General features: G+C 72.1%; 20 protein-coding genes, 1 tRNA gene and 1 pseudogene. 12 read left to right on the top strand and 10 right to left on the bottom strand.

Features of this window, described 5'->3' with window-relative positions; translation table 11 throughout:
• Positions 1–6: 6 nt before the first annotated feature.
• On the bottom strand, positions 7–1,008 hold the full coding sequence (selD, locus tag C1737_RS21295; RefSeq protein ID WP_369807569.1) for a selenide, water dikinase SelD: 1,002 nt from the start codon (positions 1,006–1,008) through the stop codon (positions 7–9).
• A gap of 19 nt (positions 1,009–1,027) precedes the next feature.
• Here selD and C1737_RS21290 point away from each other — a divergent pair.
• The 3 genes from C1737_RS21290 to C1737_RS21280 all read left to right on the top strand — a co-directional run bounded on the left by C1737_RS21290 (position 1,028) and on the right by C1737_RS21280 (position 4,133).
• Positions 1,028–1,122, top strand: a tRNA-Sec gene (locus tag C1737_RS21290).
• Between the two features lie 18 nt (positions 1,123–1,140).
• Positions 1,141–2,433, top strand: a complete 1,293-nt coding sequence (gene selA / locus C1737_RS21285) for an L-seryl-tRNA(Sec) selenium transferase (RefSeq protein WP_102419402.1) — start codon at positions 1,141–1,143, stop codon at positions 2,431–2,433.
• The gene (locus C1737_RS21280; RefSeq protein ID WP_102419401.1) at positions 2,421–4,133 is read left to right on the top strand and encodes a selenocysteine-specific translation elongation factor; all 1,713 of its coding nucleotides are present in this window, start codon (positions 2,421–2,423) and stop codon (positions 4,131–4,133) included. Before selA ends, C1737_RS21280 begins: the two co-directional genes overlap by 13 nt.
• On the opposite strand, the gene C1737_RS21275 is transcribed toward C1737_RS21280, so the two are convergent.
• Complete coding sequence (locus C1737_RS21275) at positions 4,117–4,581, bottom strand: GatB/YqeY domain-containing protein (protein ID WP_068097961.1); 465 nt, start codon at positions 4,579–4,581, stop codon at positions 4,117–4,119. The genes C1737_RS21280 and C1737_RS21275 overlap by 17 nt on opposite strands.
• Here C1737_RS21275 and C1737_RS21270 point away from each other — a divergent pair.
• From C1737_RS21270 to C1737_RS21250, 5 genes and pseudogenes are all read left to right on the top strand, one after another.
• Positions 4,580–5,955 (top strand): annotated as a pseudogene (locus C1737_RS21270) (hypothetical protein). The gene C1737_RS21275 and the pseudogene C1737_RS21270 overlap by 2 nt on opposite strands.
• A gap of 13 nt (positions 5,956–5,968) precedes the next feature.
• Positions 5,969–6,622, top strand: a complete 654-nt coding sequence (locus C1737_RS21265) for a DUF4129 domain-containing protein (protein ID WP_102419400.1) — start codon at positions 5,969–5,971, stop codon at positions 6,620–6,622.
• Positions 6,622–7,764, top strand: coding sequence for a DUF4350 domain-containing protein (locus C1737_RS21260; protein ID WP_102419399.1), 1,143 nt, complete (start codon positions 6,622–6,624; stop codon positions 7,762–7,764). Before C1737_RS21265 ends, C1737_RS21260 begins: the two co-directional genes overlap by 1 nt.
• Entirely contained in the window at positions 7,761–8,741 is a 981-nt protein-coding gene (locus tag C1737_RS21255) for a MoxR family ATPase (protein WP_102419398.1), read from the top strand. Before C1737_RS21260 ends, C1737_RS21255 begins: the two co-directional genes overlap by 4 nt.
• 53 nt (positions 8,742–8,794) lie before the next feature.
• Complete coding sequence (locus tag C1737_RS21250) at positions 8,795–10,117, top strand: DUF58 domain-containing protein (protein ID WP_067925495.1); 1,323 nt, start codon at positions 8,795–8,797, stop codon at positions 10,115–10,117.
• A gap of 4 nt (positions 10,118–10,121) precedes the next feature.
• On the opposite strand, the gene C1737_RS21245 is transcribed toward C1737_RS21250, so the two are convergent.
• Positions 10,122–11,114 (bottom strand): stage II sporulation protein M, encoded by a 993-nt coding sequence (locus C1737_RS21245; RefSeq protein WP_067925492.1) that lies wholly within the window; start codon positions 11,112–11,114, stop codon positions 10,122–10,124.
• Positions 11,115–11,150: 36 nt separating this feature from the next.
• Here C1737_RS21245 and C1737_RS21240 point away from each other — a divergent pair, with 36 nt between their 5' ends.
• On the top strand, positions 11,151–12,020 hold the full coding sequence (locus C1737_RS21240; protein WP_199182894.1) for an RDD family protein: 870 nt from the start codon (positions 11,151–11,153) through the stop codon (positions 12,018–12,020).
• A gap of 9 nt (positions 12,021–12,029) precedes the next feature.
• Here the strand turns inward: C1737_RS21240 and C1737_RS21235 are convergent, their stop codons facing one another.
• On the bottom strand, positions 12,030–12,422 hold the full coding sequence (locus C1737_RS21235; protein ID WP_068097955.1) for a hypothetical protein: 393 nt from the start codon (positions 12,420–12,422) through the stop codon (positions 12,030–12,032).
• A gap of 210 nt (positions 12,423–12,632) precedes the next feature.
• On the opposite strand from C1737_RS21235, the gene C1737_RS21230 reads away from it, so the two are divergent.
• The gene (locus C1737_RS21230) at positions 12,633–13,340 is read left to right on the top strand and encodes a PadR family transcriptional regulator (protein ID WP_068097954.1); all 708 of its coding nucleotides are present in this window, start codon (positions 12,633–12,635) and stop codon (positions 13,338–13,340) included.
• Positions 13,341–13,365: 25 nt separating this feature from the next.
• Here C1737_RS21230 and glpK read toward each other — a convergent pair whose 3' ends face one another.
• Entirely contained in the window at positions 13,366–14,883 is a 1,518-nt protein-coding gene (glpK, locus tag C1737_RS21225) for a glycerol kinase GlpK (RefSeq protein ID WP_102419397.1), read from the bottom strand.
• An 86-nt stretch (positions 14,884–14,969) separates the two neighbouring features.
• Between glpK and C1737_RS21220 the strand changes: the two genes are divergently transcribed.
• Complete coding sequence (locus C1737_RS21220; protein ID WP_102419396.1) at positions 14,970–16,454, top strand: glutamate--cysteine ligase; 1,485 nt, start codon at positions 14,970–14,972, stop codon at positions 16,452–16,454.
• Positions 16,455–16,473: 19 nt separating this feature from the next.
• Positions 16,474–17,154, top strand: a complete 681-nt coding sequence (locus C1737_RS21215) for a class I SAM-dependent methyltransferase (RefSeq protein WP_102419395.1) — start codon at positions 16,474–16,476, stop codon at positions 17,152–17,154.
• Between the two features lie 10 nt (positions 17,155–17,164).
• Here the strand turns inward: C1737_RS21215 and egtE are convergent, their stop codons facing one another.
• From egtE to egtA, 5 genes are read right to left on the bottom strand one after another with little or no spacing between them, the layout of a single operon-like run.
• Positions 17,165–18,313, bottom strand: a complete 1,149-nt coding sequence (gene egtE, locus C1737_RS21210) for an ergothioneine biosynthesis PLP-dependent enzyme EgtE (RefSeq protein WP_102419394.1) — start codon at positions 18,311–18,313, stop codon at positions 17,165–17,167.
• On the bottom strand, positions 18,310–19,275 hold the full coding sequence (egtD, locus tag C1737_RS21205; protein WP_102419393.1) for an L-histidine N(alpha)-methyltransferase: 966 nt from the start codon (positions 19,273–19,275) through the stop codon (positions 18,310–18,312). The genes egtE and egtD overlap by 4 nt, the downstream gene beginning before the upstream one ends.
• Complete coding sequence (gene egtC, locus C1737_RS21200; RefSeq protein WP_067922323.1) at positions 19,272–19,985, bottom strand: ergothioneine biosynthesis protein EgtC; 714 nt, start codon at positions 19,983–19,985, stop codon at positions 19,272–19,274. Before egtC ends, egtD begins: the two co-directional genes overlap by 4 nt.
• A complete protein-coding gene (egtB, locus tag C1737_RS21195; protein ID WP_102419392.1) occupies positions 19,985–21,274 on the bottom strand; it encodes an ergothioneine biosynthesis protein EgtB in 1,290 nt (429 codons plus the stop codon). Before egtB ends, egtC begins: the two co-directional genes overlap by 1 nt.
• Complete coding sequence (gene egtA / locus C1737_RS21190; RefSeq protein WP_102419391.1) at positions 21,271–22,539, bottom strand: ergothioneine biosynthesis glutamate--cysteine ligase EgtA; 1,269 nt, start codon at positions 22,537–22,539, stop codon at positions 21,271–21,273. Before egtA ends, egtB begins: the two co-directional genes overlap by 4 nt.
• Positions 22,540–22,556: the final 17 nt, after the last annotated feature.

The following is a 22,556-nucleotide window of genomic DNA, read 5'->3' as shown; positions in this document are numbered from 1 at the left end:
CTCGGTTCACCGCACCACGATCGTGTGCTCGCCGCGCGGCACCAGCTCACCGATCACCGGGGCGCCCGGTATCTCACCGGCGACCAGCAGGCCGCCCGAGGTCTGCGCGTCGGCGAGCAACAGGGCGTCGGACTCCCCGACCGCGGACAGGTCGGCGTGCGGGGCCACCCAGTCGAGGTTGCGGCGCGTGCCCCCGCTGACGTAGCCGGCCGCCAGCGCCTCCCGGGCCCCCTCCAGGTAGGGCACCGCCGCCGCGTCGACGATCGCTGTGACGCCGCTGGCCCGCGCCAGCTTGTGCAGATGACCGAGCAGCCCGAAACCGGTGATGTCGGTTGCGCATTCGGCGCCGGCGGCCAGCGCGGCGGTGGCCGCCTCGGCGTTGAGGGTGGTCATCACCCGGATGGCCTGCTCGAAGCGCTCCCCGGTGGCCTTGTGCCTGCTGTTGAGCACGCCGACGCCGAGCGGTTTGGTCAGCGACAGCGGCAGCCCGGGCTTCCCGGAGTCGTTGCGCAGCAACCGGTTCGGGTCCGCGATCCCGGTGACGGCCAGCCCGTATTTGGGTTCCGGGTCGTCGACGCTGTGCCCGCCGGCGAGGTGGCAGCCGGCCAGGCCGCAGACGTCCAGGCCGCCGCGCAGCGTCTCGGCCGCCAGTTCGAACGGCAGCACGTCGCGCGGCCAGCCCAGCAGGTTCACCGCCACTACCGGGCGCCCGCCCATCGCGTAGACGTCGGACAGCGCGTTGGTGGCCGCGATGCGCCCCCAGTCGTAGGCGTCGTCGACGACCGGGGTGAAGAAGTCCGTCGTCGCGATCAGCGCCGTGCCGTCGGCGATCCGCACCGCGGCGGCGTCGTCGCCGTGCTCCAGCCCGACCAGCAGCTCGCCGACCGGGTCGCGCGGCGCGCTCACCCCCAGCCCGCGGACCACCTCCTCGAGCTCGCCGGGCGGGATCTTGCACGCGCAGCCGCCACCGTGGGCGTACTGAGTCAGCCGGTAGGTCACGGGATACATAATTGTCGGCATGGTCCGAGGAGGCGTGTCCGGTCTGGTGACCGGCGCGGTCTTCAAAACCGTCGAACGGCAGACGCTGCCGCTGGCGGGTTCGATTCCCGTCCGCCTCCGCCATACTCTTTCAAGCCCGACATGACCGACCCGCGCCGGCGGGTGCCGGGGACCGATACGCTGCTCGCCGATCCGCGCCTGGTCGAGGCCCAGCGGGTGCTGGGGCGGGCGCTGGTGAAGTCGGTGATCGCCGACGCGCAGCGGCGGGCGCGCGCCGGGGAGATCGAGCCCGAGCGTGTCGCCGAGCATGCCCTCGGCGCGCTGCCCAGCACCGCGTCGAGCCTGCGGCCCGTGATCAACGCCACCGGCGTCGTCGTGCACACCAATCTGGGGCGCGCGCCGCTGTCGCGGGCCGCCGTCGACGCCGTGGTCGCCGCCGCGGGCACCACCGACGTCGAGCTGGACCTGGCGACGGGCCGCCGCGGCCGCCGCGGCCGGGGCGCGCTGGCGGCGCTGGCCCGCGCGGTACCCCTCGCCGATGGGGTGCACGTCGTCAACAACAACGCGGCCGCGCTGCTGCTGACGGCCCTCACGCTCGCTGGGGGCTGGTCGGGGGGCAAGGAGATCGTGCTCAGCCGCGGCGAGCTGGTCGAGATCGGCGACGGGTTCCGCATCCCCGAGCTGCTGGCCTCCACCGGATCGCGGCTGCGCGAGGTCGGCACCACGAACCGCACCAGCCTGCGCGACTACACCGAGGCGATCGGGCCGCAGACCGGTTTCGTCCTGAAGGTCCACCCGTCCAACTTCCACGTCACCGGGTTCACCTCGGCGGTGAGCGTCGCGGAGTTGTCCCGACTGGACGTCCCCCTCGTCGTCGACATCGGGTCCGGGCTGCTGGCCCCGCACCCCCTGCTGCCCGACGAGCCCGACGCCACGACGGCCCTGCGCGACGGCGCCGACCTGGTCACCGCGAGCGGCGACAAACTGCTCGGCGGCCCCCAGGCGGGCCTGCTGCTGGGCGACGCCGAGCTCATCGAACGGCTGCGCCGCCACCCGGCCGCGCGCGCCCTGCGAGTGGACAAGCTCACCCTGGCCGCGCTGGAAGCGACCCTGACGGGGCCGCCGACGCCGGTGGCCGAAGCGCTGGTCGCCGACGTGGCGGGGCTGCGCGCCCGTGCGGAGTCGCTGGCGGCCGCGCTGCCGGGCGCGCAGGCGGTGGACTGCGTCGCGGCCGTCGGCGGCGGGGGGGCGCCGGACGTCCGGCTGCCCAGCGCCGCCGTGAGCCTGCCGGAGCACTACGCCGCCGCGCTGCGCGCGGCCAGCCCGCCGGTCGTCGGCCGCCTCGAGGCCGGCCGGTGCCTGCTCGACCTGCGCACCGTGGCGCCCGAGGACGACGCGCTGCTGGCGGCGGCGGTGCTCGCATGTTCGTCATAGCCACCGCCGGGCATGTCGACCACGGCAAATCCACCCTGCTGCACCGGCTCACCGGCATGTGGCCGGACCGGCTGGCCGAGGAGCGGCGCCGGGGCCTGACCATCGACCTCGGTTTCGCGTGGACCGAGCTCGGCGGCCGACAGCTGGCGTTCGTCGACGTCCCCGGGCACGAGCGGTTCGTGGCCAACATGCTGGCGGGGGTGGGGACCGTCCCTGCGGTGTTGTTCGTCGTCGCCGCGACCGAGGGCTGGATGCCGCAATCCGACGAACACCTCGCGGCGCTGGACGCGCTCGGGGTCCGGCACGGGCTGGTGGTGATCAGCAAGGCCGACCTCGCCGATCCCGGCCCGGCCATCGAGCAGGCGCGGGAACGGTTCGCCGCCACCTCGCTGGCCGGGGTCCCCGTCGCGATCGGGACCGACCTGGAGCGGGTGCGCGCGGAGCTGCTGGCGCTCACCGACCGGCTGCCGGCTCCGGACCCGGACGCCGACGTGCGGCTGTGGGTCGATCGGAGCTTCACCGTCCGGGGCGCGGGCACCGTGGTGACCGGGACGCTGGCGGCCGGGACGATCCGGGTGGGCGACGAGCTGGAGCACGCCGGTCGGCGCGTCATGGTGCGGGGGCTGCAATCGCTGGGCCACGACCAGCCGGCGGTCGGCCCGGTGGCGCGCGTCGCGCTCAACCTGCGCGGCGTGGACCGCCAGCACATCGGTCGCGGCGACACCGTTCGGACGCCGGGCGTGTGGTTGCAGACGGCGGAGATCGACGTCGCCCTGCGGTCGGCGGACGCGCTGCACCGCCAGCTGGTGCTGCACGTCGGGTCCGCGGCCGTGCCGGTGCAGGTGCGCCCGCTGGGCGAGGCGGCGGCCCGGCTGCGGCTGGCGCGGTCGCTGCCGCTGCGGGTCGGCGACGTGGGACTGCTGCGCGATCCCGGCGAGCACCGGATCGCGGCGGGTGTCGAGGTGCTCGACGTCCGGCCGCCGGCGCTGCGCCGCCGCGGCGCCGCCCGGGATCGGGCCGCCGAGCTCGCCACCGGGCGGGTGCGCCCGCCGGACTGCGCCCGGGCGGCCGACCTGACGGCGATGGGGCTGCCGCTCGCCGGGCTGCGGGTCGGGGATTGGGTGGTGGATCCCCGGTGGTGGGCCGGCCGGCGCGAGCGCGCGACCGCGGCGGTGCGGCGCTGGGCCGACGACCACGACGTCGCGGCGGGGATGCCGCTGGAGACAGTGCGGCAGCGGGCCGGGCTGCCCGCCGCCGAACTGCTGCCGCCGCTGCTCGAGGGCACCGGCCTTCAGGTCGCCGACGGGCTGGTCCGCGCGCCGGGCGCCGGCCTGCCGGCCCGCGTCGACAAGGCGGTGCGCACCATCGAGGAGTGGCTGGCCGCCGAGCCGTTCCGGGCACCGGAGGCCGACGAACTGGCCGAGCTCAAGCTGGGTTCCCGGGAGCTGGCCGCGGCGGTGCGCGCCGGGCGGCTGACCCGGATCGCCGACGGCGTCGTCCTGGGATCCGGCGCGCTGGACCGGGCGGCCGGCGTCCTCGCGGCGCTGCCACAGCCGTTCACGGTCAGCGACGCGCGCCGGGCGCTGGGCACCACCCGGCGGGTCGCCGTGCCGTTGCTCGAGCAGCTCGACGCCCGGCGCGTCACCCGGCGGGCCGCCGACGGCACCCGGGTGCTGGTCTCGCCTACAGGCGGTCCTTGACCGCCGCCGACAACCGGGCCCCGTCGGCCTTGCCGGCCGCGATCGCGGTGGCCGCCTTCATCACCATCCCCATCTGCTTCATGCTCGGACGCTCGCCGATCTCCTCGGCGACCTGGGCGATGGCGGTGTCGGCGACGTCGGCCAATTCGGCTTCGGTGAGCGGCGTCGGCAAATACTCGTCGATGATGCGCGCCTCGGCGTGCTCGTTGGCGGCCAACTCCCCGCGGCCGTTCTGCGTGTAGATCTCCGCCGACTCGGCACGCTTACGGGACTCCCGGGCCAGCACCTTGATCACCTCGTCGTCGGAGAGGTCTTTGGCCTGCTTGCCGGACACCTCCTCGGTTTGGATCGCGGCGAGCAGGAGGCGCAGGGTCGCCGTGCGCAGCTTGTCCTTGCTCTTCATCGCATCGGTCAGGTCGGCCCGCAGCCGGGATTTGAGTTCCGCCATGCCGAGAACGCTACGCGCCGGCGGCCTGGCCATGATTGAGAAATGCCCGGACCACCGACAGGATGGAGCCCATGACGAACGACGGGCCCGCTCGCAGACGCCGCGGAACACGTTGAGCGCGCCGCCCCCTGGCTATCCGGTTGGCCCGCCACCGGGCTACGGCCCACCACCGGGCCCCCGGGATACGGACCCCCACCTGGCTACGGCCCACCACCGGGTTACGGGCCACCACCGGCCTACGGGCAACCCTTGGGTTACGGCCCACCACCGGGTTACGGCCCACCACCGGGTTACGGCCCACCACCGGGGTATGGACCGCCATCGGGGTATGGACCGCCACCGGGTTACGGCCCCCCACCGGGGTATGGACCCCCGCCGCCGTGGCAATCCGGGCCGGGTGTTCCGGCGGCGGTCAAACCCGGCATCATCCCGTTGCGGCCGCTCACCCTGGGCGACATCTTCAACGGCGCGGTCGGCTACGTCCGCGCCAACCCGAAAGCCACCCTGGGACTGACCACCATCGTGGTGGTGGTCATCCAGATCGTCACGAAACTGGCCGTCTACGGGCCGTTGGCGGCCTACGGCAGGCTGAGCACCGACCACGCCAAGGAGCTGACCAGCGGGGTCATCGGCGCCTGGTTGACGTCGATGGGCGCCGGTGTCCTGGTCGCCTGGCTGGGCGGCATGCTGCTGTCCGGGATGCTCACCGTCATCGTCGGGCGGGCGGTGTTCGGCTCGCCGATCACCATCGGCGAGACGTGGGCCAGGATCCGCGGGCGCCTGGTGCCGTTGTTCGGTCTCGCCCTGCTGGAAGGGGCCGCCCTGGCGGTCGTCGCCGGACTGGTGATCGTGATAGTCGCGGTGCTGGCGGCCATCGGCAACGGCGCGGCGGCGGTCATCCTGGGCGTGCCGCTGGTGCTGGCCGTGATCGCCTTGCTGGTGTACCTGTACACGGTGGTGCTGTTTGCGCCCGTGCTGATCGTGCTGGAGCGGCTGCCCGTCCTGGACGCCATCACCCGATCGTTCGCCTTGGTGCGCAACGGCTTCTGGCGCGTGCTGGGCATCCGGCTGCTGTCGCTGCTGGTGACCTCCGTTGTCGCGGGCGCGGTCTCGGTGCCGTTCGAGATCGCCAGCAAGTTCTTCCCGGTCAGCACGTCCACCGCGGCCTTCCTGGTCAGCACCGCGGTCGCGTCGGTGGGCGCCGCGATCGGCGAGATCATCACCGCGCCGTTCAACGCCGGGGTGATCGCCCTGCTCTACACAGATCGCCGGATGCGTGCCGAGGCATTCGATCTGGTGCTGCAGACCGGCGCCGCGGGCGGGCCGTATGCGGCCGAGTCCACCGATAACCTGTGGCTGACGCGACCGGTCTGAGGACGAGCTGACCGTGCCCTCCATCGACATCGACCGCGATGCCGCACACCAGGCCGCCCAGGACGAGCTCAACAAGCCGATCTACTCCAAGGGCTCGGCCACCGAGCAGATCGCCGAATGGCTCAACGAGATGATTTACCGGCTGCTGCAGAAGACCGCGTCGCTGCCCGGCGGATGGCTCACGGCGACAGTGCTTTTCGTCATGCTCGGGATCGCACTGGTGGCCGCCATCCACATCGCGCGGCGCACCATGCGCACCAACCGCGGCGGCGACTACCAGCTCTTCGAAACCGCGCAGCTCACCGCCGCCCAGCACCGCGCGACGGCCGAAGGCTATGCGGCGCAAGGGGACTGGGCCGCCGCGATTCGGCACCGGCTGCGCGCGGTGGCCCGCCAGCTGGAGGAGACCGGCGTGCTGAACCCGGCGCCCGGCCGCACCGCCAACGAGCTGGCCTCCGACGCGGGCACCGCTTTGCCCCACCTCGCCGGCGAACTTTCGCAGGCCGCAACGGCTTTCAACGACGTCACCTACGGCGAGCGACCGGGGACACCGAGCGCATACCGGATGATCGCCGACCTCGACGACCACCTGCGGTCCCGCTCGGCGCCCGTCGCCGCGGGGCCGGGGCAATCCGCCCCGGCCGACTCGTGGGCCCAGGTGCGGTGATGGCGACCGCCGGGCGCCCCGAAACCGCGACGCCGGTACGGCGCTCGCGATCCTGGCGCTGGGTGATCCTCGCCCTGATCGTGCTCGCCGTGGTCGCCGGGGTCGATGCCTACCTGACGGCGCCACGGCCGGGCGCGCACATGGATCCGGCCTCGACCGGCCCCGACGGCGCCCACGCGCTGGTGGCGCTGCTGCGCGGGGGTGGCGTCGACGTCGTGGTCGCCGACAGCATCGCCGGGGTCGAGCGGGCGGCGCGCCCCGAGGCGCTGATCCTGGTGGCGCAGAGCCAATACCTGACCGAGCCGCTGCTGGACCGGCTTTCGAAGGCGCCGGGCGACCTGCTGCTGGTGGAACCGACGGCGCGCACCCGCGAGGCGCTGATGCCGGGCGTGCGCGTCTCGGCGGCGGCCGACGCCTTCGACACCGATCCGGATTGCACTCTGCGCGAGGCGACGCGGGCCGGGCCGGTGCGGTTCGGGCCCGGCGACACCTACCGCGCCACCGACGGGCGGCCGATGACCCGCTGCTACGGCGGGGCGCTGATCCGCTTCCGCGAAGGCGGGCGGACCGTCACGGTGGTCGGCAGCACCGACTTCTTGACCAACGGCGCCCTGCTGCAGGCGGGCAACGCCGCCCTGGCGATGAACCTCGCGGGTGCCCGGCCCCGGCTCGTCTGGTACGCACCCCACAGCGTCGAGGGCGAATCGTCGCCCCCCGGTTCGGTTTCCGACCTGATCCCGCAGAACGTGACGTGGATCGTCGTGCAGCTGTGCCTGGTCGTCCTGCTGGTCGCGCTGTGGCGGGGCCGCCGTCCCGGGCCGCTGGTCGCCGAGGAGCTGCCCGTCGTGGTGCGCGCGTCGGAGACCGTCGAGGGTCGCGGCCGGCTCTACCGTTCCCGCCGCGCGCGCGACCGCGCCGCCGCGGCGCTGCGCACAGCCACATTGCAGCGGCTGCTCCCCCGGCTCGGCCTGAGCGCCGGCGCGCCGGCGCCCGCGGTGGCGACCGCGGTGGCCGGCCGCAGCGGCGCCGATCCGGCGTTCGTGTCCTACCAGCTGTTCGGCCCACCCCCGGCGACCGACCACGACCTGCTACAACTTGCCCGTGCGCTCGACGACATCGAAAGGCAGGTCACCCGCACGTGACACAGACCCCTTCCCCCGCCCAGACCCCCACCGCTGAATCGGCACGAGACGCGCTGCTGGCGTTGCGCACCGAGCTCGCCAAGGCCGTCGTCGGGCAGGAGGGGGTGATCAGCGGGCTGGTGATCGCGCTGCTGTGCCGCGGCCACGTGCTGTTGGAAGGCGTTCCGGGAGTGGCGAAGACGCTGCTGGTGCGCGCGCTTGCCGCCGCGCTGCGGCTGGAGTTCAAGCGGGTGCAGTTCACCCCGGACCTGATGCCCGGCGACGTCACGGGTTCGCTGGTGTACGACGCGCGCACGGCCGCCTTCGCGTTCCGGCCCGGCCCGGTGTTCACCAACCTGCTGCTGGCCGACGAGATCAACCGGACCCCACCGAAAACGCAGGCCGCGCTGCTCGAGGCGATGGAAGAGCGTCAGGTCAGCGTGGAAGGCGTGGCCCAGCCCCTGCCCGACCCGTTCATCGTCGCCGCCACCCAGAACCCCATCGAATACGAGGGCACCTACCAGCTGCCCGAAGCGCAGCTGGACCGATTCCTGCTCAAACTGAATGTGACTCTGCCGCCGCGGGATTCGGAGATCGCCATCCTCGGCCGGCACGCCCACGGCTTCGATCCCCGCGACCTCTCGGCGATCAATCCGGTGGCCGGACCCGCCGAACTGGCGGCCGGGCGTGACGCCGTGGGCCACGTGCTGGTCGCCGACGAGGTCTTGGGCTACATCGTCGACGTCGCCGGGGCCACCCGCTCCTCGCCCGCGCTGCAGCTGGGCGTCTCCCCCCGGGGGGCGACCGCGCTGCTGGCCACGGCCCGGTCCTGGGCCTGGCTGTCCGGGCGCAACTACGTCACCCCCGATGACGTGAAGGCCATGGCCCGGCCCACGCTGCGGCACCGGGTGATGCTGCGCCCCGAGGCCGAACTCGAAGGCGCCACACCCGACGGTGTGCTCGACGGGATTCTGGCGTCGGTTCCGGTGCCCCGATAGCGGTTGCGCCGGCGACGATGCAGAGCGCGAAGCGATGAGGAGGAGCGGCGCCTATGACACTGACCGGACGCACCGGGCTGGTCGCGCTGTTGTGCGTCCTGCCCATCGCGCTGTCTCCGTCGCCCGCAGGGACTTTCGTCCTTCTGTTGGTCGCGTTGGCGCTCGTGGTGGCCGTGGACGCCGGGCTGGCGGCCAGCCCGCGCAAGTTGCGTTACACCCGCTCCCCGGATCGCTCTGCCCGGCTCGCGCAGCAGGTGGACGTCGGGCTGCTCATCCACAACGACGGCCGGCGCAGGTTCCGCGGCCAGGTCCGCGACGCCTGGCCGCCCAGCGCCGGCGCCCGGCCGCGCATCCATCCCGTGAACATCCCCGCCGGCCAACACCAGCACGTCCAATCCCGGCTGCGGCCGGTCCGCCGTGGCGAGCAGCGCGCCGCGATGGTCACCGCCCGGTCCATCGGCCCGCTGGGGTTGGCGGGGCGGCAGGGGTCGCAAGCGGTGCCGGGCCTGCTCCGGGTGCTGCCGCCGTTCCTGTCCCGCAAACACCTGCCGGCCCGGCTGGCCAAACTCCGCGAGATCGACGGGCTACTGCCGACCCTGATCCGCGGCCAGGGGACCGAATTCGATTCGCTACGCGAATATGTCGTCGGTGACGACGTGCGGTCGATCGACTGGCGGGCCACCGCGCGGCGCGCGGATGTCGTGGTCCGCACCTGGCGGCCCGAACGCGACCGGCGGGTGGTGATCGTGCTCGACACGGGACGCACCTCGGCGGGCCGCGTCGGCGTCGACCCGACCGCCTCCGACCCGGCCGGCTGGCCGCGCCTGGACTGGTCGATGGATGCCGCGCTGCTGCTGGCGGCGCTCGCGTCGCGGGCCGGCGACCACGTCGACTTCCTGGCCCACGACCGGGTCAGCCGGGCCGGTGTGTTCGGCGCATCGCGCACCGAACTGCTCGCCCAGCTGGTCGAGGCGATGGCGCCGTTGCAACCGGCGCTGCTCGAACCCGACTGGACCGCAATGGTTTCGGCGATCGCCCGACGTGCCCGCCGACGGTCCCTGGTGGTGTTGCTGACCGATCTCAACGCGACCGCGCTCGACGAGGGATTGCTGCCCGTGCTGCCGCAGTTGTCGGCCAAACATCACCTGATGGTGGCAGCCGTCGCCGACCCGCGGGTGGACCACATGGCCGCCGGGCGTTCGGATCCGGCCGCCGTCTACGACGCGGCCGCTGCCGAACGATCCCGCAACGACCGCCGGGCGATCGCCACCCGGCTGCGCCACGGCGGGGTGGAGGTCGTCGACGCCCCGCCCACCGAATTGGCGCCCGCCCTGGCCGACCGCTACCTGGCGATGAAGGCCACCGGCCGGCTCTGACCGCTCATCCGGTGGGGACCACGTCGGGCGCGTCTTCGATGTCGCCGGTCTCACCGGCCTTCGCCGCGCGGCGGCCGAAATGCACGATGTAGGACAGGAATGCCGCCTCGGCGATGACCCCGATGCCGACCCGAACGAACGTCGGCAGCGGCGAGGGCGTCACCAACGCCTCGATCAACCCCGAGACCAACAGCACGGCCACCAGTCCGATCGCGACCGACACGACGGCCCGGCCCTGTTCGGCGAGCACCTGTCCGCGGGGCCGGTCGCCGGGTGCGATCACCGACCAGCCCAGCCGCATCCCCGCCCCCCCGGCCAGGAAGACCGCCGTCAGCTCCAGCAGCCCGTGCGGGGCGAGCAGCCCGAGCAGCACACCGCCCTTGCCCGCCTGAAACATCAGCCCGGAGATCAGCCCGAGGTTGGCGGCGTTCTGAAACAGCACGATGGGAATCGGCAGGCCGAGTAGGACCGACATCGCGATGCACTGCGCGGCGACCCAGGAATTGTTGATCCAGATCTGCAGCGCGAAGGCCAACGCCGGATGTTCGCTGTAGTAGGAGGCGACGTCGTGGTTTACCAATTGCTCGATGTCGCTTGGCGTTCCGGCGGCCGACTGCACCTCGGGGTTGCCGATGACCCATAGCGCCATGACCACCACCACGGCGAAGAACGCCACCGCCGTGCCCAGCCACCACCGCCAGGAGCGGTAGGCGACCACCGGGAATGACACCGTCCAGAACCGGGCGAACGTACTGCTCAACGGCGCGTGGGCGCCGGTCACCACGGAGCGGGCCCGCGCGACCAAGCTGGAGAGCCGACCGATCAGCACCGAATCCGACGACGCCGAACGCAGCGTCGAGAGGTGGGTGGACACCCGCTGGTAGAGCTCGACGAGCTCGTCGACCTCGGCGCCGGTCAGCGAGCGACGCCGTCCGACCAGCCGGTCGAGGCGGTCCCAGGTACCGCGATGGGCCAGCACGAATGCGTCGACGTCCACCCTGCGCAGCCTAATCGCCCTGTACCGTTCGGTGTTATGTCGGAGGTGGTCACCGGCGACGCCGTCGTGCTCGATGTGCAGATCGCCCAGTTGCCGGTGCGGGCCGTGAGCGCACTGATCGATATCGCCGTGATCGCCGTCTGCTATCTGCTCGGCCTGATGTTGTGGGCCGCCACGCTGACCCAGTTCGACACCGCGCTGAGCACCGCCGTCCTGCTCATCTTCACGGTGGTGGTGATCGTGGGCTATCCCGTGATCCTGGAAACCGCCACCCGCGGGCGCTCGGTCGGCAAGATCGCGATGGGGCTGCGCGTGGTGTCCGACGACGGCGGCCCAGAACGCTTCCGGCAGGCCCTGTTTCGGGCCCTCGCATCGGTGGTCGAGATCTGGATGCTGTTCGGCAGTCCCGCCGTCATCTGCAGCATCCTGTCGCCGAAGGCCAAGCGGATCGGCGACATCTTCGCCGGCACCGTCGTCATCAACGAGCGCGGACCCCGCCTGGGCCCCCCACCGGTGATGCCGCCGTCCCTGGCCTGGTGGGCCGCGTCGCTGCAACTTTCCGGCCTGTCCCCCGGCCAGGCGGAGGTCGCGCGCCAATTCCTCTCGCGGGCACCGCAACTCGACCGCCAGTTGCGCCAGCAGATGGCCTACCGGATCGCCGGTGACGTGGTGAACCGCATCGCCCCGCCGCCCCCGCCGGGCGCCCCGCCGGAACTGGTCCTGGCCGCCGTGCTCGCCGACCGGCACCGCCGCGAGCTGGCCCGTCTTCGTCCGGCCATGCCACCGGCGGGCGCCCCCCCGGGGCCGGCCCGGCCGCAACCGCACGCTGTCCCATGGCCGGGCGCGGGGGCACCCCCGAAGGGTCCACCCGACGCCGCGCCGGGCGGTTTCTCGCCGCCGGGCTGATCGGTCCCGCTAACCGGAGACGCTGGCCGCCATGAGGGCGACGTCGGCGATCAACAGCGCCCATCCGCACAGCGGAACGGCGATGCCGCCGCGGCGCTTCGCGGTGAAGAGCGAGATGACGATGACCACGACGGCGACCGCGGGCGCGCCGTAGAACGCGACCCCGAAATTGATCCCGCCGTGCCCCAGGTCGGGGCAGCTGCGGTCGGCGCAGCCGTCCGTGCTCATCACCGCGCCCAGCGCGAAAAGCATCACGATGGCGGCGGCGGGCACCGTGGCCAGCGCCAGGCCCCAGTTGACCCACGGCCAGACGTTGCGTTCCCGTCCGCCGCCGCCCTGAGCGGGGCCGGTCGCGGTGGAGGTTCCGCTGCCCACCGTTAGGTGGGAGTCATCCGCGTTCATCCCAGAGTTCCTACCCGCCGCCCGCTGGGTGCAAACCGCCCCGCAGCATCCTGCCCTCGACCCCGCGGACGCACGGCTTCCACCAACGCCGCAGGTCACAAGGGTCGGAGAGCAAATCTGGCGAACGGACGTTGCATCGCGATAGTTTCCGATATATCGTGATACTTCGAAGCGCATGGTGCGCTTCCGCATCAGACGTAAGGAACAGACATGAACCACCCATTCACCCCCACCGGTGACCCCTTCCCCGCCGGCCCCGGCTTCGGCTTCGGTCCCGACACCCACCGACGCGCCCTGCACGGCGCCCGGCGGCGGGCCCGCCAGGAGTTCTTCCAAAACCTCCGCGAGCACGGCCCCGACCATGACGGACCCCTCGGGTTCGGTCCCGGATTCGGGCCCGGGTTCGGCCCGGGCTTCGGTCCTGGCTTCGGCTTCGGGCCGGGCGGGCGGCGCGGCGGATGGCGCCGCGGCGGCCCCGGTCGCGGCAAGCGCGGCGACGTCCGCGCGGCCATCCTGGCGCTGCTGGTCGAGCGGCCGATGCACGGCTACGAGATGATCCAGCAGATCGCCGAACGCAGCAACGGCCTCTGGAAGCCGAGCCCCGGCTCGGTCTACCCGACCCTGCAGCTGTTGACCGACGAGGGCCTGATCACCGCCAGCGAAACCGAGGGCAGCAAGAAGCTCTTCGAGCTGACCGACGAGGGCCGCGCGGCCGCCGAAAAGGTCGAGACCCCGCCGTGGGACGAGATCGCCGAGGGCGCCGACCCCGGTCACATGAACCTGCGGGCGGCCATCGGCCAGCTGTTCGGCGCGGTCGCGCAGTCCGCGCACACCGCCACCGCCGAGCAGCAGCAGCGCATCGTCGAGATTCTCAACAACGCGCGGCGCGAGGTCTACGGCATTCTCGGCGAAGACTGAGCCCCGACGTGCGGCGGACCCTGGATCAGGTCACATCCACCCAGTCCAGGGTCCGCTGCACCGCCTTGCGCCAACCCGCGTATCCGGCGGCGCGCTGCTCGTCGGTCCAGGCCGGCGTCCAGCGCCTGTCCTCGTGCCAGTTGGCCCGCAGGTCGGCCGGGTCGGCCCAGAACCCCACCGCCAAACCGGCCGCGTAGGCCGCGCCCAGCGCGGTCGTCTCGGCCACCACCGGACGGACCACGTCGACCCCGAGCACGTCGGCCTGGATCTGCATGCACAGGTCGTTGCCGGTGACCCCGCCGTCGACCTTCAAAACCTCAAGGCGCACACCGGAATCCGCCGCCATCGCGTCCACCACGTCGCGGCTCTGGTAACAGATCGCCTCCAGCGTGGCGCGGGCCAGGTGCGCGTTGGTGTTGAACCGGGACAGCCCGACGATCGCCCCGCGCGCGTCGGATCGCCAGTACGGCGCGAACAGCCCGGAAAACGCCGGGACGAAATAGACCCCGCCGTTGTCGGCGACCTGACGCGCCAGCGACTCGCTTTGTGCCGCACCACTGATGATGCCCAGCTGATCACGCAGCCACTGCACCGCCGCGCCGGTGACCGCTATCGAACCCTCAAGCGCGTAAACGGGTTTGGCGCCCCCGAACTGGTAGCAGACGGTGGTCAGCAGCCCGTTCTTCGAGCGCACGATCGTCTCACCGGTGTTGAGCAGCAAGAAGTTTCCGGTGCCGTAGGTGTTCTTCGCCTCACCCTCCGACAGGCATACCTGGCCCACCATCGCCGCGTGCTGGTCACCCAGCATTCCCGTCACCGGTACCTCGCCGCCGACCGGCCCGCTCGGCGCGGAGACGCCGTAGGGTTGCGGCGACGACGACGGCGCGATGGCCGGAAGCATCGCGCGCGGGATGGAGAAGAACGACAACAGCTCGTCGTCCCAGTCCAGCGTCTCCAAGTCCATCAGCATGGTCCGGCTGGCGTTGGTCACGTCGGTGACGTGCACGCCGCCGCGCGTGCCCCCGGTCAGGTGCCACAACACCCAGGTGTCCGCGGTGCCGAACAGGGCCTCGCCGCTCTCGGCGGCCTCGCGCACCCCGTCGACGTTCTCCAGGATCCACTGCAACTTGCCGCCGGAGAAGTACGTGGCCGGCGGCAGGCCGGCCTTGCGGCGAATCACGTCGCCGCGGCCGTCTCGTTCCAGCGCCGACGCGATCCGGTCGGTGCGGGTGTCCTGCCAGACGATCGCGTTGTAGTAGGGCCGCCCGGTGCGCCGATTCCACACCAGCGTGGTTTCGCGTTGATTCGTGATGCCCAGCGCGGCAATGTGTTCGGCGGTCAGGTTGGCTCGGTTCAGCACCGACATCAGCACCGAGGAAGTCCGCTCCCAGATTTCGACCGGGTCGTGCTCGACCCAGCCGGCGCGGGGCAGGATCTGCTCGTGCTCGAGTTGATGGCGAGCCACTTCGGCACCGTCATGATCGAAGATCATGCAGCGGGTGCTGGTGGTTCCCTGGTCGATGGCGGCAACGAACTCAGACACGTCAGGAGTCCATCATGGTCTGCGGCCCGGCGACAAGCTCACCGCGTAGCTTGCGTTACCGCCGGTAAACCTGTTCCATCGGCGGTGTGGGCGAAGAGGTCAAGCGCACCACGTACAACAGCGCACATCGGCGGGAATACCGGCGGAAGCTGCAGTTGTGCCTGGACGTCTTCGAAACGATGCTGGCCCAGTCGCATTTCGACTCGGCCAAGCCGCTCACCGGCATGGAGATCGAGTGCAACCTGGTCGACGCCGACTATCAGCCGGCGATGTCGAACCGCGACGTCCTGGACGCCATCGGGGACCCGGCGTTCCAGCCGGAATTGGGCGCCTACAACATCGAATTCAACGTGCCGCCCCACGCCCTGCCCGGGCACACCGCGCTGGACCTGGAGGGCGAGGTGCGGGCCAGCCTGAACGACGCCGAGATCAAGGCGGGCGCGGGTGGGGCGCACATCGTGATGATCGGGATCCTGCCCACGCTGATGCCCGAACACCTGGCGACCGGCTGGATGAGCGACTCGCGGCGCTACGCGGCGCTCAACGAGTCGATCTTCACTGCGCGCGGCGAGGACATCCCGATCAACATCTCCGGCCCGGAGCCGCTGAGCTGGCAGGCCGTGTCGATCGCACCCGAATCCGCCTGCACCAGCATCCAATTGCATCTGCAAGTGGCCCCGGAGGCGTTCGCCGCGAACTGGAACGCCGCGCAGGTGGTAGCCGGGCCGCAGCTGGCGCTGGGCGCCAACTCGCCGTACTTCTTCGGCCACCAGTTGTGGGCCGAGACCCGCATCGAGCTGTTCACGCAGTCCACCGACACCCGGCCCGAGGAGGCCAAGTCCCAGGGTGTGCGGCCGCGGGTGTGGTTCGGCGAAGGCTGGATCGGCTCGGTGCTCGACCTGTACCGGGAGAACATCCGCTACTTCCCCCCGCTGCTGCCTGAGGTGTCCGACGAGGATCCGGTCGCCGAGCTGGCGACCGGGCGGGCACCGCACCTACCCGAGCTGCGGCTGCACAACGGCACGGTCTACCGGTGGAACCGGCCGGTCTACGACGTGGTTGACGGCAGGCCGCACCTGCGGCTGGAGAACCGGGTGCTGCCGGCGGGGCCGACCGTCGTGGACATGCTGGCCAATTCGGCCTTCTTCTACGGCGTGCTGCGCCGCCTGTCTGAGGACGACAATCCCGTGTGGGCCGACATGGATTTCGCCGCGGCACAAGCGAATTTCCTCGCCGCAGCCCGCAACGGCATCGACGCCCGGCTGCACTGGCCGGGCCGCGGCCCCGGACTGAGAGAGGTGACGGCGACCGCGCTGGTGCTGGACACGTTGCTGCCGATCGCGGACGAGGGGCTGCGCCGCTGGGGCGTGGACGCCGACGTGCGGGACCGCTTCCTCGGGGTCATCGAGGCCCGCGCCAGGACCGGCCGCAACGGCGCCAGCTGGCAGGTGGCCACCGTGCGCGCGCTTCAGGACGGCGGGATGGCAAGGCCGGCCGCCCTGGCCGAGATGCTGCGCCGGTACTGCGCGCACATGCACGCCAACGAGCCGGTGCACACCTGGGAGTCCTGAGCGCGGGTACGTTGAAGTCATGACGGGTGATCAGGTCATGGACTGGGACAGCGCATACCGCGAGCGGGCGCACTTCGAGGGCCCGCCACCGTGGAACATCGGTGAGCCGCAGCCCGAGTTGGCCGCGCTGGTGGCGGCGGGGAAATTCCGCAGCGACGTGCTGGACGCCGGGTGCGGGGTCGCCGAACTGTCGTTGGCGCTGGCCGCCCAGGGCTACACGGTGGTCGGGGTCGACATCACGCCGACCGCCGTCGCGGCGGCCACCGAGGCCGCCCGGGAACGCGGCCTGACGACGGCCAGCTTCGCACAGGCCGACATCACGTCGCTGGGTGGCTACGACGGACGGTTCTCCACCGTGGTCGATTCCACGCTGTTCCACTCGCTGCCGGTCGAGGGCCGCGACGGCTACCTGAGCTCCATCCATCGCGCGGCGGCACCGGGGGCCAGCCTGTTCGTGCTGGTGTTCGCCAAGGGCGCGTTTCCCGCCGAGATGCAACCGAAGCCCAACGAGGTCGACGAGGACGAACTTCGCGCCGCGGTCAGCAAGTATTGGGAGATCGACGAGATCCGGCCGGCCTTCATCCTGTCCAACGTCGTCGAAATCCCCGATGCGCCTTTCGAATTCCCGCCACACGAGCGCGACGAGAAGGGGCGGATGAAGATGCCGGCCTATCTGCTGACGGCGCACAAAGCTAACTAGTGGCAGCGCGCTAAACAGACGTCGCCGCGGTCGCGGCGATCAGCGCCTCGGCGAAGGTCTCCAGATCGTCGGCCGTGGTGTCGACGTGCGGCGAGATCCGCAGGCGTGGCCCGGCCAGCTCCAGGGGTGCCCGCTGCACGCCGACGAAGGTGGTCAGGATCCGCCGCTCGGCGAGCAGCCAGGACCGCACCGCTTGCGGATCGGCGCCGTCGACCGGGGCCAGCGTGGTGATGGCGCTGGGCTCGTCGACCTCTTCGACCACAGCCCAGCCGGCCACATCGGCCAACAGCCGCCGGCTGGTGGCGCCCAGCTCGGCCAGCCGCGCCCGCACGGCCTGCGGCCCATACGCCAGATACTCGCCCAACGCCAGCGAAAAACCCACGCGCGCAGCAATATTGGCCTCGCCGAACTCCAGCTGCTGGGCGACCGTGAACGAGCCGGCGAGCCAGTCGGGGGCGGCCAGCCTCGGGCGCAACCCCTCCAGCAGCTCGCGGCCGGCGGCCAGCGCCCCGACACCGCGCGGCCCGGCGATCCACTTGCGCGACGACGCGTAGGTCACGTCGGCGCCGACCGCGCAATCCACCTGGCCCAGCGCCTGGGCGGCGTCGACGACCAGCGGCAGCCCCAGCTCGCGGCACAGCTGCGCGATCATCGCCAACGGTTGCACCACCCCGCTGTGACTGCCGACCGCGGTCAGGTGGACCAGGCCGGGCGGATCGGCCTCCAGCTCCAGCGCGGCGTCGTCGAGCGCGACCCGGCCGTCCTCGAGCGTCGGCAGCAGCCGGCGGTCGAATCCGTGGGCGTTCAGCAGCGCCAGGTTGGGGCCGTATTCGCCGGGTAGACACGCCACCGTGCGCCGGTCTGCCGGCCACGCGCCCAGCAGCAGATCCAGTGCGTTCAGCGAGCCGGTGGTGAACACCACCTCGGCGTCGGGCATGCCGGCCAGCGCGGCGAACGCCACCCGCCCGGCGTCCAGCGCGGGCGCGGCCGCCTCCGCCGCGACGTAGCCGCCGACCTCGGCTTCGTTGCGGGCGTGCAGGGCGGCGGCCTCGATCACCGCGAGGCTCTGCCGCGAGCAGGCGGCGCTGTCCAGGTGCAGCCCGGCCACCGGCGGGCGCACCGCCCGCCAACGTGCGGCCAGCGAGTCCCCGACCGTCACTTCACGGCCAGCGACAGCCCGAAGTCGCCCGCGGCGTCCGTCCACCACCGGGTGCGGCGCAGTCCCGCTGCGGCCAGCTCGGCGCTCACCCCGTCCGGGTGGAACTTGCACGACACCTCGGTGAGCATCTCCTCGCCCGCCGCGAAATCGACGGTCAGGTCGAGCGCATCGACGCGGACCCGTTGGGGCCGGCCGGACCGCAACCACATCTCGATGCGCTCCTCCCCGGCGTTCCAGCGCGCGACGTGCTGATAGGCCTCGACGTCGAAGTCGGCGTCGAGTTGCCGGTTGATCACCGCCAGCACGTTGCGGTTGAACGCCGCCGTCACCCCGGTCGGGTCGTCGTAGGCGCGCACCAGCCGGCCGGTGTCCTTGATCAGGTCCGTGCCCAGCAGCAGGCTGTCCCCCGGTCGCATCTGGGCGGACAGGCTCGACAGGAACTCCGCGCGCGGGCCGGCAGTGAGGTTGCCGATCGTCGCCCCCAGGAAGGCGAACAGGCGCCGCCCGCCGGTGGGGATCTCGGTCAGGTGCTCCTCGAAATCGCCGCAGACCGCGTGGATTTCGACGCCGGCGTATTCCTGCTGGATGGCCGCGGCGGCCGTCGACAGGATGCCGGCGTCGACGTCGAAGGGAACGAACCTGCGCAGCGATCCGCGTTCACGCAGCGCGTCGAGCAGCAGCCGGGTCTTCTCGGACGTTCCGCTGCCCAGCTCAACCAGGGTGTCGGCCGCGCTGGCCCCCGCGATCTCAGCCGACCGCGCGCGCAGGATCTCGGCCTCGGCGCGGGTCGGATAGTATTCGGGCAGCCGGGTGATCTGGTTGAACAGGTGGCTGCCCAGCGAATCGTAGAACCACTTGGGGGGCAACGACTTCGGCGTCCGCCGCAGGCCGTCGAGCACGTCGCGGCGCAACGCGCGGTCGGCGGAGTCGGCGGCCAGGTGGTTGGACAGGGTCAGCGTCATCGATAACCTTCCGATTGATCCAGCGGGGTCAGCGCGACACCCGTCGCGGTGACCTCGACGAGGTGGCGGTCCGGCACGTCCTCCCAACCGGAGTCGTTGTCGTAGGGCTCGCTGGCCAGGACGACGCCGTCCGGGCGGCGCAGGATCGACAGGGTGTCTCCCCAGGTGGTCGCCAGCAGGCGAGCGCCGTCGGCGGCCAGGATGTTCAGCCTGGCGTCAGGGTCGGCCGCCGCTATCCCGGTGATGGTGTCGCCGAGCGCGTCGAGGCCGCGGTCGAAGATGGCGGCCGCCAATAACGCGCTGTCACAGACCGATTCGGCCTGGGCTGTCACGGGCAGCACCGCCCTGTCGACCACCCCGTTGTGCGACAACAACCACCGGCCGTCGGTGAACGGCGCCGTCGCGCTGACGTCGATCGGCATCCCGACCGTCGCCGAGCGCACCGCGGCCACCACGCAGTGGCTGCGCAGCGCCGGGGCGACGGAGTCGAACGACACGTCACCCCACAGCGGGGCCCGGCTGCGCCAGCGCCGGGGCACCGTGCCCGCCGAAGAGACGTCGAAAAACCCGACGCCCCAACCGTCGGCGTTGAGCAGGCCGTGTTTTTGCCGGCGCGGGGCATACGACTGCACCCGTAGCCCGCACGGCGGATCCAGCACCAGCGACGAAACGGTGACGCCGGCGCCGAGCCAGCCGAGGTGACGGCACATCAGGCGAAATCCTCGACGTCCCAAGCCAACCGGACACCGGAAAAGATCTGGCGCCGGATCGGATGATCCCAGTTGCGGAAGCTCGGCCGCACGATGGCGGGCTCCACGGCCCACGAGCCGCCGCGCAGCACCCGGTAGTCGCCGTCGAAGAACGGTTGCGAGTAGCGCTCGTAGATCATCGGGACGAAACCCGGCCACGGCCGCAGCGGCGAGGAGGTCCACTCCCACACGTCGCCGAGCATCTGCTCCGCCCCGTACGCCGAGGCGCCGGCGGGATAGGCGCCGACGGGCGCCGGGCGCAGCGCGGCGCCACCCAGGTTGGCGAAGGCGTCGGTCGGCGCCTGCGCCCCCCACGGGTAGCGGCGCCGACTGTCGGTGGCCGGATCCCATGCGCAGGCCTTCTCCCATTCCGCCTCGGTGGGCAGCCGCGCGCCGGCCCAGGCGGCGTAGGCCTGTGCCTCGAAGTAGCTGACATGCTGCACGGGTTCGTCGGCGGGAATGTCCTCGACGTGGCCGAACCGGGTGCGCGTCTGCCGGTCGGAACTCCAGAATTGCGGCGCGGTCAGGCCCGCCTGCCGGCGATGCTCCCAACCGCGCTCGGACCACCAGCGCGGGTCGGAGTACCCGCCGTCCGCCATGAAGTGCCGCCATTCGCCGTTGGTGACCGGTACCCGGCCGATACGGAATGCGGGCAGGTCGACGACGTGGGCGGGGCGCTCGTTGTCCAACGAGTACGGCTCGCTTACGGCGTCCACGCCGAGCACGAACGGGCCGGCGGGCACCAGCACAGAGGTGCCGGCCAGGCCGGGCCGCCCGGTCGGCAACGCCGCGGTGTCGCGCAGCAGCGGCGCGCCGCTCCGCAGGTTCAACGCCTGCAACATCGTCTCGTCGTGCTGGTTCTCGTGGCTGATCACCATCGCGTACACGAAGCTGTCGGCGTCGTCGGGCAGGGCGTCGAGGGCGTCCAGCGCGGCGGCACGCACGGTCGCGCAGTACGACCGCGCGCGGTCCGGGGACAGCAGCGGCAGATCGACCCGGCTGGCGCGGGAGTGCACGAAGGCGTCGTAGAGGCCCTCGACCGCCGGCGGGAGCATGCCGGGCCGGCCGGGGTCACCGCCGCGCAGCAGCCAGAACTCCTCTTGCTGGCCGATGTGCGCCAGGTCCCACACCAGCGGGCTCATCAGCGGGTCGTATTGCCGGTACAGTTCGGCGTCGTCGAACTCGACCAGCCGCAGCGTGCGCGCCCGCGCCCGCGCCAGATCGTCGGCAAGACTTCCGCGGAAAGTCACAGCCCCCCTCGTGCGGGTCGCGCCGCCCTGGAGACCGTGGCCGCGATGCCGTGCCGGATCACCTGGTCGGCGAAGTCGTCGCCGGGACACCGGCCCCGCTGCACGGTGTCGACCAGCCGCTGCATCGAATCGGCGAGTTCGGGCGGTGCCAGCTCGGCGGCGATGGCCACGCACTTGTTGGCCGCGGCGTACAGCCGCCGGTCACGCAGACCAGCCTGGGCCGCGGTGTCCCAGGCGGTGGCCACCGGCTCGACCGCCTCGGCCGCGACACCCGCCGCCACCGGGTCGTCGAGGAGCGCCACCAGGGTGAACACCAGGGCCGGCCAGAAGACGTCCGGCGCGCTGTCGAGATAGCGGATTTCCAGCCACTGCCTGGGCCGCACCGGCGGAAACAGGGTGGTCAGGTGGTATTCCAGGTCGGCGATGGTGGGGCGGCGATCGCCGAGCAGCACCCGGCCGTCCACCCAGTCGGCAAACGGCACCCAGTGGGTGACCGCCGCGGCGTCCGGCGAGTTGACCAGCATCACCGGGGCCTTGAGCGCATAGCGCGCCCAGTCGGTGCCCGGGTCGTCACCGCTGACGCCCAGGATGGGACCGCACCGCGCCGAGTCCATCTGGCCCCACACCCACTGCCGGGTGGAGGCCCAGCCGGTGAACTCGCCGCGCAGCATCGGGGAGTTCGCGGCCATCGCGATCATGGTGGGCCCCAGCGCGTGCGCCAACCGCACCCGGTCCGCCCAGCCGGCCCGCGGCCCGGCGTCCAGGTTGACCTGAATGGAGGCGGTGGACGTCATCATCGCCGCACCCGCCTCACCCGAGCGGCTGGACGCGAAGAACTGCTCCATGGCGCGGTAGCGCCCGCCGGGATTGATGCGCTTGGGCGGCCGCAGCGGGTCCGCCCCGAGGAACACCAGCCCGAGCCCGGCGTCGGCGAACGCCGACCGCAGCACGGCCTGGTCGCGGCGCATCGCGTCGATGGCGGCCACCACGCCGTCGGCGGGCGGACCGGACAACTCCACCGCACCGCCGGGTTCCACCGTGACCCGGCTGCCACCGGGTAACGCCGGCAGCGACGCCAGCACTTCGGCGATCTCGTTCCAGGCGGGCCTGCGGTGCGGATCGGACGGGTCGTGGCAGTGGGCCTCCACCTCCAGCCCCACGCGGCCCAGCGGGCCGTCCGCCAGGCAGCCGTCGGCGATGTAGTGCGCGGCGGCTTTGGAATCGGCCATCTCCGAGCCTGCGGTAGTGATAGCGGCAGACGTCATATCACTATCCCTTCGGG

Source organism: Mycobacterium sp. 4858 (assembly GCF_900240975.1).
Lineage (GTDB): Bacteria > Actinomycetota > Actinomycetes > Mycobacteriales > Mycobacteriaceae > Mycobacterium.
This window is presented reverse-complemented; position numbering and strand designations above follow the sequence as displayed.

Coding starts and splice junctions, on each gene's coding strand:
- selD (WP_369807569.1), bottom strand. CDS start 1,008: ATGTATCCCGTGACCTACCGGCTGACTCAGTACGCCCACGGTGGCGGC.
- selA (WP_102419402.1), top strand. CDS start 1,141: ATGACCGACCCGCGCCGGCGGGTGCCGGGGACCGATACGCTGCTCGCC.
- C1737_RS21280 (WP_102419401.1), top strand. CDS start 2,421: ATGTTCGTCATAGCCACCGCCGGGCATGTCGACCACGGCAAATCCACC.
- C1737_RS21275 (WP_068097961.1), bottom strand. CDS start 4,581: ATGGCGGAACTCAAATCCCGGCTGCGGGCCGACCTGACCGATGCGATG.
- C1737_RS21260 (WP_102419399.1), top strand. CDS start 6,622: ATGGCGACCGCCGGGCGCCCCGAAACCGCGACGCCGGTACGGCGCTCG.
- C1737_RS21250 (WP_067925495.1), top strand. CDS start 8,795: ATGACACTGACCGGACGCACCGGGCTGGTCGCGCTGTTGTGCGTCCTG.
- C1737_RS21240 (WP_199182894.1), top strand. CDS start 11,151: ATGTCGGAGGTGGTCACCGGCGACGCCGTCGTGCTCGATGTGCAGATC.
- C1737_RS21235 (WP_068097955.1), bottom strand. CDS start 12,422: ATGAACGCGGATGACTCCCACCTAACGGTGGGCAGCGGAACCTCCACC.
- C1737_RS21230 (WP_068097954.1), top strand. CDS start 12,633: ATGAACCACCCATTCACCCCCACCGGTGACCCCTTCCCCGCCGGCCCC.
- C1737_RS21215 (WP_102419395.1), top strand. CDS start 16,474: ATGACGGGTGATCAGGTCATGGACTGGGACAGCGCATACCGCGAGCGG.
- egtD (WP_102419393.1), bottom strand. CDS start 19,275: ATGACGCTGACCCTGTCCAACCACCTGGCCGCCGACTCCGCCGACCGC.
- egtC (WP_067922323.1), bottom strand. CDS start 19,985: ATGTGCCGTCACCTCGGCTGGCTCGGCGCCGGCGTCACCGTTTCGTCG.
- egtA (WP_102419391.1), bottom strand. CDS start 22,539: ATGACGTCTGCCGCTATCACTACCGCAGGCTCGGAGATGGCCGATTCC.